The following is an 11,921-nucleotide window of genomic DNA, read 5'->3' on the forward strand; positions in this document are numbered from 1 at the left end:
CCTTTAAGCCGCTGCCTGCTTCTGGCGCAGAAGCGTCGAGAGGCGGGCGATGTCCTTGCGCACTTCACCCACACGGTGGGTCTTTTCCAGCTGGCCGGTGGCCGCCTGGAAGCGCAGGTTGAACTGTTCCTTCTTGAGCTTGAGCAGCTCTTCGGACATTTGGTCGGGCGTCAGGGCCCGCAGGTCGGCGATCTTGGTCATGCCGCTTGCTCCGTTTGGCCGATGCCGGCATCCAGGCGGGTAACCACCTTGGTGCGGACCGGCAGCTTGGCGGCACCGAGGCGCAGCGCCTCGCGGGCGATGTCGTCCGGCACGCCGTCGATTTCGAACAGGATCCGGCCCGGGTGGCAGCGCGCCGCCCAGTGGTCCACGGCGCCCTTGCCCTTACCCATCCGCACTTCGGCCGGCTTGCCGGAAACCGGCACGTCCGGGAAGACGCGGATCCAGACGCGGCCCTGGCGCTTCATCTGGCGGGTGATCGCGCGGCGGGCCGCCTCGATCTGACGCGCAGTGATGCGTTCCGGCTCCAGCGTCTTCAGGCCATAGGAGCCGAAGTTCAGCGAGAAACCACCCTTGGCCGAGCCATGGATGCGGCCCTTGAAGGCCTTGCGGTATTTGGTCTTCTTCGGTTGCAGCATGACTTAGCTCTCACGTCCCCGGTCACGGCGCGGACCGCGATCACCGCGGGGGCCACGCTCGCGGCCTTCATTCGACGACGGACCGGCAGCTTCCTGGGCCCAACGCTTGTCCTGGGCCATCGGGTCGTGCTCCAGCACCTCACCCTTGAACACCCAAACCTTGACACCGATGATGCCGTAGGTGGTCTTGGCTTCGTACACGCCGTAATCGATGTCGGCGCGCAGGGTGTGCAGCGGCACACGGCCTTCGCGGTACCATTCCATCCGGGCGATTTCGGCACCGCCGAGGCGACCGGCCACATTGATCCGGACGCCCTTGGCACCCAGACGCATGGCCGACTGCATGGCGCGCTTCATGGCGCGGCGGAAGGCCACGCGGCGCTCCAGCTGCTGGGCGATGTTTTCGGCGATCAGCTGGGCATCGACTTCCGGCTTGCGGACTTCCACGATGTTCAGGTGAACCTCGCCGTCCGTCATGGCGGCGATGTCCTTGCGCAGCTTCTCGATGTCGGCGCCCTTCTTGCCGATCACGACACCCGGACGGGCGGCATAGATCGTCACGCGGCACTTCTTGTGCGGACGCTCGATGATGATGCGCGACACGCCGGCACCCGACAGGCGCTCACGCAGCCACTCGCGCAGCTTCAGGTCCTGGTGGAGCAGCTTGGCGTATTCCTGGCCGCCGGCGAACCAGCGGCTGTCCCAGGTGCGGTTGACACCGAGCCGGAGCCCGATCGGATTGATTTTCTGACCCATCAGGCGGCCTCGCCGGCTTCACGGACCACGATGGTGATCTCGCTGAACGGTTTCAGGATACGCGACGAACGACCACGAGCGCGGCTCGCGAAACGCTTCATCACCAGGTTCTTGCCCACAAAGGCTTCGGCAACGATCAGATTGTCGATGTCCAGGTTGTGGTTGTTCTCGGCGTTGGAAACGGCCGAGTACAGGACCTTGCGGACGTCGGTCGCGATGCGCTTGCGGCTGAATTCCAGCTCGTTCAGCGCCTTCTGGACCGGCAGGCCACGGATCGACTGGGCGACCAGGTTCAGCTTCTGAGGGCTGATGCGAACGTTGACCAGCTTGGCGCGGGCCTCGGTCGTCGACACGCGACGGGGATTTTTGGTCTGGGCCATCCGTTACTTCCTTTTGGCCTTCTTGTCCGCCGCGTGGCCCGGGAACGACCGGGTCGGGGAGAACTCGCCAAACTTCATGCCAACCATTTCTTCGGAGACCGACACCGGCACGTGCTTCATGCCGTTGTGGACACCAAAGGTCAGGCCAACGAACTGCGGCAGGATGGTGGACCGGCGCGACCAGGTCTTGATCACATCCTTGCGGCCCGACGCTTGCGCGGTCTCGGCTTTCTTCAGCAGATACCCGTCGACAAACGGGCCTTTCCAGGAGGAGCGGGCCATCTTTAGCGAGCCTTCTTAACGTGGCGGCTACGGATGATGTACTTGTCCGTGGCCTTGTTCTTGCGGGTACGGGTGCCCTTGGTGTCCTTGCCCCAGGGCGTGACCGGCGTCCGGCCACCCGAGGTCCGACCTTCACCACCACCGTGCGGGTGGTCGATCGGGTTCATGGCAACACCGCGGACGTGCGGACGGAAGCCCATGTGGCGCTTGCGACCGGCCTTGCCGAGGTTCTGGTTCATGTGGTCGGGGTTCGACACCGCGCCCACCGTGGCCATGCAGCCGTCCAGAACCATGCGCAGCTCGCCCGAACCCAGACGGATCTGGGCATAGCCGGCGTCACGGCCGACCAGCTGGGCGTAGGCACCGGCCGAACGGGCCAGCTGGGCGCCCTTGCCCGGCTTCATTTCGATGTTGTGGATGATCGTACCCACCGGCATCGAACGGAGCGGCATGGCATTGCCCGGCTTCACGTCGGTCTTTTCGCCCGCGACCACCGTGTCGCCCGCCTTCAGGCGTTGCGGCGCGATGATGTAGGCCTTTTCGCCGTCCTCATAGGTGATGAGGGCGATGAAGGCGGTGCGGTTCGGATCGTATTCCAGACGCTCGACGGTCGCCGACTGGAACTTGCGACGCTTGAAGTCGATCTTGCGGTACAGGGTCTTGGCACCACCGCCGCGGAAGCGGACGGCGATACGACCACCGGCACCGCGACCGCCGGACTTGGTCAGGCCTTCGGTCAGCGACTTCTCCGGACGCCCCTTGAAGAGCTCCGAACGGTCGATCAGCACCAGGGCGCGACGGCCCGGCGAAGTCGGATTGTATGTTTTCAGAGCCATCGGTTCAGAGCCCCGTGGTGACGTCGATAGACTGGCCGTCGGCCAGCGTCACGATCGCTTTCTTGATGTCCACCCGACGGCCCATGATGCCGCGGAAACGCTTGGTCTTGCCCTTTTGAACCAGGGTGTTGACCTTGACGACGCTGACCTTGAACAGGCTTTCGACCGCCGCAGCGATCTCGTCCTTGGTGGCCGTACCGGCCACGCGGAAGACGACCTTGTTCTGCTCGGACAGGATCGTCGCCTTCTCGGTGATGATCGGCGAGAGGATCGTGTCGTAGTGTTTGGCTGTGGGTTGAGCGCCGGCCATTATGCGGCCTCCTTCTCAGAGAAGCGCGCCTCGATCGCCTCGACGGCGGCCTTGGTCAGCACCAGCTTGTCGGCCCGAAGGATGTCATAGACGTTCAGGCCGGCATTCGGCAGCACGTCGATGTTCGGGATGTTGCGAGCCGCCAGACCGAAGCCGACATCGACTTCCGGACCGGCGATGATCAGGCACTTGGTCCAGCCCAGCTTGCCGAACTGCTCGCGCAGCTTGGCAGTCTTGGGTTCCTTGACCGAGACGCTGTCGACCACGATCAGGTCGCCCGAGACGACCTTGGACGACAGGGCGTGACGCAGGGCCAGGGCGCGGACCTTCTTGGGCAGCGAGAAGCCGTGGTCGCGGACGACCGGGCCGAAGGCGCGCGAACCACCGACGAACTGCGGGGCGCGACGCGAACCGTGACGAGCGCCGCCGGTTCCCTTCTGCTTGTACATCTTCTTGCCCGTGCGCGAGTTTTCATTGCGCGTCTGGACCTTGTGGGTACCGGCGCGGCGCTTGGCCAGTTGCCAGTTCACATAGCGGGCCAGCAGGTCGCCGCGGATGTCGGTGATGCCGAACACGGCATCCGACAGCTCCACATCGCCCGAGGCCTTGCCGTCGAGTTTGATGACCGAGAGCTTCATTACGCTTCACCGCCTTCTGTGGTTTCGGCGACGGGGGCGTCCTCGGCCGGGGTCTCGGCGGGCGCCTCAGCAGCAGCCTTGCCCGAAGACTTCACGGCACCGGGGAACGGAACGTCGGCCGGACGGGCCTTCTTGATGGAGTCGCGAACCTTGACGTAGCTGCCGTCGTGACCGGGGACAGCGCCCTTGATCAGGATCAGGCCGCGGTCGGCGTCGACGCGGAACACGGTCAGGTTCTGCAGGGTGACGGTTTCCTGACCCAGGTGACCCGCCATCTTCTTGCCGGCGAAGGTCTTGCCCGGATCCTGACGGTTACCCGTCGAACCGTGCGAGCGGTGCGAGACCGACACACCGTGGGTGGCCCGCAGACCGCCGAAGTTCCAGCGCTTCATGGCACCGGCAAAACCCTTTCCGATGGTCTGGCCCTGGATATCCACGGTCTGACCGGCGATGAAGTGATCGGCCGACAGCTCGGCGCCGATGTCCATCAGCGCGTCTTCCGCCACGCGGAACTCGGCGACGATACGCTTGGGTTCAACCTCAGCGTTGGCGAACACCGTGCGTTGCGCCTTGTTGGTGCGCTTGGCCTTGCGGGCACCGGCACCCAGCTGCAGGGCGACATAGCCGTCCCGCTCCTGCGTGCGTTGACCCACGACCTGGCAGCCATCCAGCTGCAGCACGGTCACAGGGACATGCGCGCCATCTTCAGCGAAGATACGCGTCATTCCCAGCTTCTTGGCGATCACGCCCGTTCTTTGCGCGTCTTTGCGCATCGGATCCCGCCTCTTCTTCTTAAATCTTGATCTCGACGTCCACACCGGCGGACAGGTCGAGCTTCATGAGCGCGTCCACAGTCTGCGGGGTGGGGTCGACGATATCGAGGACACGCTTGTGCGTGCGGATTTCAAACTGCTCGCGCGACTTCTTGTCGACGTGCGGCGAGCGGTTCACGGTGAACTTTTCGATCAGGGTCGGCAGCGGGATGGGACCGCGAACAGTCGCACCCGTGCGTTTGGCAGTGTTGACGATTTCGCGCGTCGAAAAGTCGAGGACGCGGTGATCGAAGGCCTTGAGCCTGATGCGGATGCTTTGATCCATATCGGTCGTATTTCCCAAGCAGGCGAACCTGCGTCCCTGTGAACCATTTCAAAGACCGGAGGTCTTCAGGCCGAAGCCCTCAGAGTACGCACGTCCGCAAAAACGAGCGGCCCACGCAGTTACCCGCGAAGGCCGTTTAAGTCCTGGATCGCTGCAAAGAACAGGGTCTCAGGTCGTTCCTGCGGACCGCGTCTGCACTTCATACTCACGCGAAGTGCACAGCCGGTCCAACAAGAGTGGGGGCTTATGCCGTTCGATTCCGCCTGCGTCAAGGGCGGAATCCCATTGATGTCAGCGACCGATGCTTATGTCGCCCGACCCCAGGACGGCGCGGCTGACGCGGCCGGTCACTTCATCGACACGGACATCACCCGAACCGGCAATTGACACGCTCAGATCGCCGACAGTCCCCCGGAATTCCACGTCTCCGGAGCCTGCGACTGAAATATCCATGCGCGGGGCCGTGCCGCCACGCACCAGAAGATCGCCCGAACCCGCGACGTTGAGCTCCACCGGGCCGTCCACCCGGGCGACCTCGATATCGCCGGAACCGCCTATGGCGATCTCAAGGTCGCGCGTGGCGCCCGCCCGCACATCGCCCGAGCCGCCGATCGCGATCTCCAGCCTGCCGGACGTCCCGACCAGGGCATCGCCCGAGCCGCCGAGCGACAGGTCCAGGTTCTCGTCGACATTGGCGATCGTCCAGTCGCCGCAGCCGCCGTTGCCAAAGTCCACATTGGTGGCACCGCGACCGATCGTGCCGAACACGGCGCCCTGCACCCCGAGATCCACATCGCGCGGGGTATGGACGATAATCAGGGGCGCGTCGCTCAGGTCGACCCGGCCGGTGCCACGCACCTCGACCGAGGCGCCCTCCCCCGGCATCGAGGCACCGAGGCGACCGGAGCGGCAGCTGCGAATGGCGCGGCGCGGCAGATTGCCGTCCACCTCAATGCGGTCGCCGCGCTGGCGGACGGTCGGTACGGGCAGGTCGGCCCGGCCCCGTTCGACTTCGACCGCGACGTCGGCGCGGTCCTCGACCAGCACGATCACGCGGGCTACGGCGTTCTCGATCTTCACGTCCTGGGCCTGGGCTGCGCCGGCCAGAGCCAGCGCCGATACCAGCGTGGCGGACAAGGTGAGTGCGGTTTTCATGGGTGTTCCTCCCTTTCCCAACATGAGGAAAGGATGGCCCTTCGCATTCACGTTGTCATTTTAACTCGAGGTCATGACCTCGAATTAATGGAGCCCGCGCCGTCGACCGCGCCGACCTCGGGCTCGAAGTCGCGCTGGAGCCCGGCGATCTGATCGGGCATCAGCTTCAGCTTTTTAAACGCCAGCGACGCCGCCCATCGTGCGGCCAGCCCCGCCGTCCCGAGCGTGTCGGTCGAGCGCGGCTGATGACCCCGCGCCCGGACGACGGCATTGGCATAGAGGGCGCCATTGCGGAACCGCGTCGGCCAGGTCTGGAAGTCCATCGAGAGCGACACACAGAACCGGTCCAGATTCTCGACCCGGTGCGGGGCATAGAAGGGCCAGGTCAGCGCCTGCCCCGGCTCCAGGTCGACCACCTGGGCGTCGGCTTCAAAGCTCCGCGCATAGGGCACCTCTTCGGTCGTCTGGCGTGCGACCACCTGTTCCATGGCGATCTCGGGCAGGTGCAGCTCATCGCCCGGATAGACGAACACCCGCTTGCGCCCGCGCAGGTGAAACAGCACCACCCCCGCCGCATCGAAATGATAGGGCACCCGCGCCTTGGGCGACGACAGGATCAGCTGCCCGGCATTGCGCACCGCCTTCAGCCCCGGATAGCGCGCCTGCAGGGTTGCGAACTCGGCCATGGCGGCCTGCCACAGCTCGGGCCAGCCCCGCTCCACCGAGCGCAGATTGACCCACAGCCGCCCCTGTTTGATCGCCTCCAGCAGTTCGGCGCCTGAGAGGCGTCCGCGCGCGCCGGTGCGCAGGCGCGACTGGCCGTCGTCGTCATAGTCATAGAGGTTGATGTCAAACAGATCGGCCGGGTAGCGGTCCAGCAGGTCGGCCAGCGCCTCGTCCGAGGCGAAGCCCCGGTCGACCAGCGCGTGCGGGTGCACCTCGGCCGTCTCGATAGGGCCGGTGTAGCGCGAACGGGCGGTCTTTTGCAGCATCGGGTCTCTCCGGGCGATCAGGCCGAGGCGGTCAGGATGTCGGGGGTCTTCCTCAGGGCCGCGCGGGCCGCGACCGCCACACCCCGGACGCGCGCCAGGCCATCGACCTCGCAGGCCTCGATGGCCGACCAGCGGCGTCGCAGACTGGTGCGCAGGGCCTCGCCCCTCGCCGGACCGACCAGCGTCTCCAGGGTGGCCGCGGCCGCTCCCCTCAGGCTGGCCTGCAGGCCCGGCTTCTGGATCACGGCCTCGTGCAGGCTCTGGGAGGCATTGCAGAAATACTTCTTGTAGTGCTCGCCGCCGAAGCCGAAATCGAACACGCGATACCCCTGCTCCGAGCCCTGCCGCATGGTCTCGAGGCTGAGCAGCACCCCGGGCGAACAGCGCGCCAGCCCCGGCACATAGGCCGGGAACCAGAAGTGATAATGGCTGTCGGCGTGCAGCGAATATTCCAGCGCGCACAGCTTGTCGCCTGCCCACAGGCCGGCAATGGACGCGCCAAAGTCGCCCTCGGCCTGTATCAGGGCCTCCAGCAGACGTACGGTCCAGCCGCAGGCGAACACATCGTGCAGCCCGCTCCGGCGATACTGGTCGCGCTTCAGGTTGACGACCTGCTTCAGCAGGTCCGGATCGCGCAGGCCCAGTTCGACGCGTACCGGCCCCAGCTCCGACTCCAGACTGCGGCGCGCGCGCTCCTTGTCCTTGAAGTATTTGCCCTGGGTCGTGCGCCGTTCGGCGTACCAGGGCTCGAAGCCGTCATCGGGCAGGACCGCCATCACTGCCTCGCGGACCTTGCCCGCGCCGCCGGGACCAACCCAGCCGCTGACGTTCAGCCGGTTGCCGTCCAGCAGATCAGCCACGTGATTCAGCGTCGGGGCCGTCTCGGGGTGGCTGATGATTCCGTGATAGTCATTCATCGGCGCGGCCAGCGGCTGGATGGCCCCGCCGCGGGTCTGGTGCGGGAAGAACCCCACCACATCCTCGCCCCGGTGCAGCACGGCGACCCGCGCGCCCGGCGTGACCCCGGCGGCGATGCGGCTGAACTCGGGCCGGAAATACGGGCTGGACAGCGCCGGGTTGGCCAGGCGCATCTGGTCCCACAGCGCCCAGTGATCCGCCGACAGCGCGTCAACGCCCAGCATCTCGACCTTCAGAGCCATCGTCATTTTCGTTTTGTCCGCCTCAATCGGGCCCGCCGATCACGCACCCCTTCAGCCACACCCTAGCCAAGCAGCCTTGAATCGGAGTTGAGAGCCATGGTGAACGCGGCATTAGTCACATCGGCAGGCGGAGCCGCCCGGCCATCTTGAGCGTTGGAGGCTCACGGGGCACTGTTGCCCTTCAGAGGACTCCTCATATGACCGACACCCGCCCCGATAACCGTTCCGTCGAGAACGAGGACCAGCGTCCCGGCAAGGACGGCAAGCCCCCCCGTCCGGCCACCGAACCCCGCGGCTCGGAAGGGTCCAGCAACTCGGGTGAAACCGAAACCGACCCGGCGACGGGCGAGGAGAACTGATGCGACTTGCCGGCACCCTTGCGCCCTTGTTCGCCGTCCTGGCGATGGGGGCCTGTGCGCCCGTCCCGGGTCCCTCGACCATCGGGGCGTTCGATGTGCCGGCGGCCTGCCCGGTCTCCGCCAGCGGCTTTCAGGCGAATGGCGGACTGGCGCGCAGCCGGGCGGCCCTCGAGGCCGGAACGCTGACCATCCTCGCCGTCGGCTCTTCAAGCATCGAGGGCGTCGGCGCCAGCCAGCCCGTACTCGGCTATGTCCCCCTGGTCGAGGCGGGCCTGCGCGAGGCCTTTCCCGAGGCCCGCATCACCGTCATCAATCGTGGCATTGGCGGCGAGACGACGGCCGATACCGTCAATCGACTGCAGACCGAAATCGACGCGGCCCGTCCCCATCTGGTCATCTGGCAGCTGGGCACGAATGACATGCTGCGTGACCTGACGCTCGCCCGCGTCGTCAGCGACTTTGACCGGGGGCGTGACATCCTGGACGCCGCCGGTGTCGATGTGGTGCTGATCGATCCCCAGCGCCTGCCTGAAGACACCGACAACGACGGTTTCAGAGGCCGAAACAGCCTGCTCGCCGGGGTGTCCGGCACAATCGCCTATCTCGGCACCCGTGAAGGCTACGCCGTGGATCCGCGCTTCGGCCCCATGTCCGGCTGGGCCGGTCTTCAGGGCGGCGGCGTCGGCCCCGACGACCTGCACCTCAACGACGCCGGCTATGCCTGCTGGGCCGCCAATACCGTCGCCGGCCTCGGCCACGCCCTGCGCTGAGCGGAACACCCACGGCCCTGCGGGGTTGGACAGGTCCCCCCGTCCGGAGCCTGCCCATGACTATCCGCCGTCCTGCCCCCCTCGCCGTTCTCGCCGCCCTGCCCCTGCTGGCGATGGCGGCCTGTGGGGACAATGACCGCGACCGGTCCCGACCAGAAGCGACCAGCCCGGCCAACGACGAAGCATCCCGCCTGCGCCAGTCGATCGAATCCGCGACCTTCACTCCGCCCGCCCCTGATACGGACACCGATACGGGGAGCGGCGCGAACGCGACGGCCGACTCATCGGGGCGCGGCGGCGCGGTTTCCGGCGAGCTCCCGGACCAGGCGCGTCCCGACCCGGCCATGGTCCGGGTTCAGATCCTTCTCGACCGTTCCCGCTTCTCGCCCGGCATCGTTGACGGCCTGGGCGGCGAGAACACCCGTCAGGCCATCGCCGCCTTCGAGGCGGCCAACGACATGGAGGTCGACGGCGAGCTGGACGCCGCCGTGTTCGACCGCCTGACCTCCGGCGACACCGCCCGGGTGCTGAGCGACTACACGATCACCGAGGCCGACGTCGCCGGCCCCTTCATCGGCACCGTGCCCGACGACCTTGCCGACATGGCCGGGCTCGAGACCGTCGGCTACACGGATCCGCTTGAGGCCCTCGCCGAGAAATTCCACATGAGCGAGGCCCTGCTCGAGGCGCTCAATCCCGATGTCGACTTCGGTCGCGCAGGCCAGACGATCGTGGTCGCCTCGACCGGCCAGCCGGCGCTGGACGGCAAGGTCGCCCGTATCGTCATCGACAAGGCGGAGAGTTCGCTGCGCGCCTTCGATGCCGACGGCAAATTGCTGGCCTTCTATCCCGCCACCATCGGCAGCGGCGAGATGCCGTCCCCCACCGGCACCCACACGGTGCGGGCCATCGCGCCCCGGCCCAACTATACCTACGATCCGTCGCGGGTCAGCTATGGCGAGGGAGGCAGCAAGGTGATCGTGCCCCCGGGCCCCAACAATCCGGTCGGCTCGGTCTGGATCGACCTGTCGAAGGACACCTACGGCATCCACGGCACGCCCGAGCCCGCAAAGATCGGCAAGACCGCCTCCAGCGGCTGCGTGCGCCTGACCAACTGGGACGTCGAACAGCTGGCCGATGCCGTCGAACAGGGCGTGACGGTCGAGTTTACCTAGGCCTCATCGGGGCCGAGCCCGGCGTACCAGTCGGCATAGGGCGTCGTGCGCGCCATATGCCGGTTGAGGTCCGGCGCCCCGTCCGTCCACCACACCGGACCGCGCTCACCCAGCGCGACCTTGGCCGCGTCCACCGCCTGCCCGGCCGCGGCCAGCGCCTCGCGGTCACCGGCCTTCCGGGCACGCCCGACCTCGCGGCGCGCGGCCATGAGCGCCTTGACCAGCGGGGCCTTCTCCTCGGGTGACAGCGCAGGATTGGTCGTGCGCCACAGACGGCCACGCACCACGAAATATCGGCCATCGGGCGTAGTCGGATAGGTCGGCTTCATCCTGCCCCAACGAAAACGGCCCCCGGATTGCTCCGGGGGCCGTTCTGTCTTTTATCAGGCCTATGCTCGCCTCGCGGAGGCTCGCGGCTTGAGGCCGTCTCTTACTCGGTGATCTTGGACACGACGCCGGCGCCGACGGTGCGGCCGCCTTCGCGGATGGCGAAGCGCAGGCCCTGGTCCATGGCGATCGGGGTGATCAGCTCGACGTTCAGCTCGGCGTTGTCGCCGGGCATGATCATCTCGACACCTTCCTTGAGGTGCACGATGCCGGTCACGTCCGTCGTCCGGAAGTAGAACTGCGGACGGTAGTTGGTGAAGAACGGCGTGTGACGGCCACCCTCTTCCTTGGTCAGGATATAGGCCTCGGCCAGGAACTTCGTGTGCGGGGTGATGGAGCCCGGCTTGCACAGCACCTGGCCGCGCTCGACGTCTTCACGCTTGGTGCCGCGCAGCAGCACGCCGACGTTGTCGCCGGCTTGCCCTTGATCGAGCAGCTTGCGGAACATTTCCACGCCCGTGCAGGTCGTCTTCTGGACCGGACGGATGCCGACGATCTCGACTTCCTCACCGACCTTGACGATGCCCTTCTCGACGCGGCCCGTCACCACGGTGCCGCGGCCCGAGATCGAGAACACGTCTTCCACCGGCATCAGGAACGGCAGGTCAACCGGACGCTCCGGCTGCGGGATGTATTCGTCGACCGTCTGCATCAGCGCCAGGATGGCTTCTTCGCCGATCTTGGGGTCACGGCCTTCGACCGCGGCCAGGGCCGAGCCCTTGGTGATCGGAATGTCGTCGCCCGGGAACTGGTACGAGCTCAGCAGCTCGCGCACTTCCATCTCGACCAGCTCCAGCAGTTCCTCGTCGTCGACCATGTCGACCTTGTTCAGGAACACCACCAGCGCCGGCACGCCGACCTGACGCGACAGCAGGATGTGCTCGCGGGTCTGCGGCATCGGGCCGTCAGCGGCCGACACCACCAGGATCGCGCCGTCCATCTGCGCGGCGCCCGTGATCATGTTCTTCACATAGTCGGCGTGGCC

General features: G+C 66.5%; 18 protein-coding genes. 3 read left to right on the forward strand and 15 right to left on the reverse strand.

Features of this window, described 5'->3' with window-relative positions:
* Positions 1-3: 3 nt before the first annotated feature.
* From rpmC to V7672_RS13400, 13 genes are all read right to left on the reverse strand, one after another.
* A complete protein-coding gene (gene rpmC, locus V7672_RS13340) occupies positions 4-201 on the reverse strand; it encodes a 50S ribosomal protein L29 (protein WP_123285851.1) in 198 nt (65 codons plus the stop codon).
* Complete coding sequence (gene rplP, locus V7672_RS13345; protein ID WP_286692692.1) at positions 198-638, reverse strand: 50S ribosomal protein L16; 441 nt, start codon at positions 636-638, stop codon at positions 198-200. The genes rpmC and rplP overlap by 4 nt, the downstream gene beginning before the upstream one ends.
* 3 nt (positions 639-641) lie before the next feature.
* Positions 642-1,394 (reverse strand): 30S ribosomal protein S3, encoded by a 753-nt coding sequence (gene rpsC, locus V7672_RS13350; protein WP_123285853.1) that lies wholly within the window; start codon positions 1,392-1,394, stop codon positions 642-644.
* On the reverse strand, positions 1,394-1,774 hold the full coding sequence (rplV, locus tag V7672_RS13355; protein ID WP_123285854.1) for a 50S ribosomal protein L22: 381 nt from the start codon (positions 1,772-1,774) through the stop codon (positions 1,394-1,396). The genes rpsC and rplV overlap by 1 nt, the downstream gene beginning before the upstream one ends.
* Before the next feature lie 3 nt (positions 1,775-1,777).
* On the reverse strand, positions 1,778-2,056 hold the full coding sequence (rpsS, locus tag V7672_RS13360; RefSeq protein WP_123285855.1) for a 30S ribosomal protein S19: 279 nt from the start codon (positions 2,054-2,056) through the stop codon (positions 1,778-1,780).
* Positions 2,057-2,058: 2 nt separating this feature from the next.
* Entirely contained in the window at positions 2,059-2,892 is an 834-nt protein-coding gene (gene rplB, locus V7672_RS13365) for a 50S ribosomal protein L2 (protein ID WP_322256981.1), read from the reverse strand.
* Between the two features lie 4 nt (positions 2,893-2,896).
* Positions 2,897-3,202, reverse strand: a complete 306-nt coding sequence (locus V7672_RS13370; protein ID WP_123285857.1) for a 50S ribosomal protein L23 — start codon at positions 3,200-3,202, stop codon at positions 2,897-2,899.
* Complete coding sequence (rplD, locus tag V7672_RS13375; RefSeq protein ID WP_123285858.1) at positions 3,202-3,840, reverse strand: 50S ribosomal protein L4; 639 nt, start codon at positions 3,838-3,840, stop codon at positions 3,202-3,204. Before rplD ends, V7672_RS13370 begins: the two co-directional genes overlap by 1 nt.
* Positions 3,840-4,613 carry a 50S ribosomal protein L3 gene (gene rplC, locus V7672_RS13380; RefSeq protein WP_335625071.1) on the reverse strand — a complete coding sequence of 258 codons (774 nt, stop codon included), beginning with the start codon at positions 4,611-4,613 and terminating at the stop codon, positions 3,840-3,842. The genes rplD and rplC overlap by 1 nt, the downstream gene beginning before the upstream one ends.
* Before the next feature lie 19 nt (positions 4,614-4,632).
* On the reverse strand, positions 4,633-4,938 hold the full coding sequence (gene rpsJ / locus V7672_RS13385) for a 30S ribosomal protein S10 (protein WP_003164367.1): 306 nt from the start codon (positions 4,936-4,938) through the stop codon (positions 4,633-4,635).
* Between the two features lie 291 nt (positions 4,939-5,229).
* On the reverse strand, positions 5,230-6,093 hold the full coding sequence (locus V7672_RS13390) for a GIN domain-containing protein (RefSeq protein WP_335625072.1): 864 nt from the start codon (positions 6,091-6,093) through the stop codon (positions 5,230-5,232).
* A gap of 71 nt (positions 6,094-6,164) precedes the next feature.
* Positions 6,165-7,085, reverse strand: coding sequence for a cupin-like domain-containing protein (locus V7672_RS13395; protein ID WP_335625073.1), 921 nt, complete (start codon positions 7,083-7,085; stop codon positions 6,165-6,167).
* 17 nt (positions 7,086-7,102) lie between these two features.
* Complete coding sequence (locus V7672_RS13400; protein ID WP_335625074.1) at positions 7,103-8,251, reverse strand: GNAT family N-acetyltransferase; 1,149 nt, start codon at positions 8,249-8,251, stop codon at positions 7,103-7,105.
* A 191-nt stretch (positions 8,252-8,442) separates the two neighbouring features.
* Between V7672_RS13400 and V7672_RS13405 the strand changes: the two genes are divergently transcribed.
* The 3 genes from V7672_RS13405 to V7672_RS13415 are packed head-to-tail and all read left to right on the forward strand — an operon-like array spanning position 8,443 to position 10,549.
* Positions 8,443-8,604, forward strand: coding sequence for a hypothetical protein (locus V7672_RS13405; RefSeq protein ID WP_335625075.1), 162 nt, complete (start codon positions 8,443-8,445; stop codon positions 8,602-8,604).
* Positions 8,604-9,374: an SGNH/GDSL hydrolase family protein gene (locus tag V7672_RS13410; RefSeq protein WP_335625076.1), complete on the forward strand. Its 771-nt coding sequence runs from the start codon at positions 8,604-8,606 to the stop codon at positions 9,372-9,374. Before V7672_RS13405 ends, V7672_RS13410 begins: the two co-directional genes overlap by 1 nt.
* Positions 9,375-9,430: 56 nt before the next feature.
* On the forward strand, positions 9,431-10,549 hold the full coding sequence (locus tag V7672_RS13415; RefSeq protein WP_335625077.1) for a L,D-transpeptidase family protein: 1,119 nt from the start codon (positions 9,431-9,433) through the stop codon (positions 10,547-10,549).
* Here V7672_RS13415 and V7672_RS13420 read toward each other — a convergent pair.
* Positions 10,546-10,878 (reverse strand): hypothetical protein, encoded by a 333-nt coding sequence (locus V7672_RS13420; RefSeq protein WP_335625078.1) that lies wholly within the window; start codon positions 10,876-10,878, stop codon positions 10,546-10,548. The genes V7672_RS13415 and V7672_RS13420 overlap by 4 nt on opposite strands.
* Before the next feature lie 101 nt (positions 10,879-10,979).
* The coding region (tuf, locus tag V7672_RS13425; RefSeq protein WP_335625079.1) for an elongation factor Tu at positions 10,980-11,921 on the reverse strand (942 nt) is incomplete at its 5' end.

It is taken from the genome of Brevundimonas sp., from assembly GCF_036963785.1.
Classification (GTDB): Bacteria; Pseudomonadota; Alphaproteobacteria; order Caulobacterales; family Caulobacteraceae; genus Brevundimonas.

Excerpts from the sequence above, each read along its gene's own strand:
- rpmC (WP_123285851.1), bottom strand. The coding sequence starts at position 201 with ATGACCAAGATCGCCGACCTGCGGGCCCTGACGCCCGACCAAATGTCC.
- rplP (WP_286692692.1), bottom strand. The coding sequence starts at position 638 with ATGCTGCAACCGAAGAAGACCAAATACCGCAAGGCCTTCAAGGGCCGC.
- rpsC (WP_123285853.1), bottom strand. The coding sequence starts at position 1,394 with ATGGGTCAGAAAATCAATCCGATCGGGCTCCGGCTCGGTGTCAACCGC.
- rplV (WP_123285854.1), bottom strand. The coding sequence starts at position 1,774 with ATGGCCCAGACCAAAAATCCCCGTCGCGTGTCGACGACCGAGGCCCGC.
- rpsS (WP_123285855.1), bottom strand. The coding sequence starts at position 2,056 with ATGGCCCGCTCCTCCTGGAAAGGCCCGTTTGTCGACGGGTATCTGCTG.
- rplB (WP_322256981.1), bottom strand. The coding sequence starts at position 2,892 with ATGGCTCTGAAAACATACAATCCGACTTCGCCGGGCCGTCGCGCCCTG.
- V7672_RS13370 (WP_123285857.1), bottom strand. The coding sequence starts at position 3,202 with ATGGCCGGCGCTCAACCCACAGCCAAACACTACGACACGATCCTCTCG.
- rplD (WP_123285858.1), bottom strand. The coding sequence starts at position 3,840 with ATGAAGCTCTCGGTCATCAAACTCGACGGCAAGGCCTCGGGCGATGTG.
- rplC (WP_335625071.1), bottom strand. The coding sequence starts at position 4,613 with ATGCGCAAAGACGCGCAAAGAACGGGCGTGATCGCCAAGAAGCTGGGA.
- rpsJ (WP_003164367.1), bottom strand. The coding sequence starts at position 4,938 with ATGGATCAAAGCATCCGCATCAGGCTCAAGGCCTTCGATCACCGCGTC.
- V7672_RS13390 (WP_335625072.1), bottom strand. The coding sequence starts at position 6,093 with ATGAAAACCGCACTCACCTTGTCCGCCACGCTGGTATCGGCGCTGGCT.
- V7672_RS13395 (WP_335625073.1), bottom strand. The coding sequence starts at position 7,085 with ATGCTGCAAAAGACCGCCCGTTCGCGCTACACCGGCCCTATCGAGACG.
- V7672_RS13400 (WP_335625074.1), bottom strand. The coding sequence starts at position 8,251 with ATGACGATGGCTCTGAAGGTCGAGATGCTGGGCGTTGACGCGCTGTCG.
- V7672_RS13405 (WP_335625075.1), top strand. The coding sequence starts at position 8,443 with ATGACCGACACCCGCCCCGATAACCGTTCCGTCGAGAACGAGGACCAG.
- V7672_RS13410 (WP_335625076.1), top strand. The coding sequence starts at position 8,604 with ATGCGACTTGCCGGCACCCTTGCGCCCTTGTTCGCCGTCCTGGCGATG.
- V7672_RS13415 (WP_335625077.1), top strand. The coding sequence starts at position 9,431 with ATGACTATCCGCCGTCCTGCCCCCCTCGCCGTTCTCGCCGCCCTGCCC.
- V7672_RS13420 (WP_335625078.1), bottom strand. The coding sequence starts at position 10,878 with ATGAAGCCGACCTATCCGACTACGCCCGATGGCCGATATTTCGTGGTG.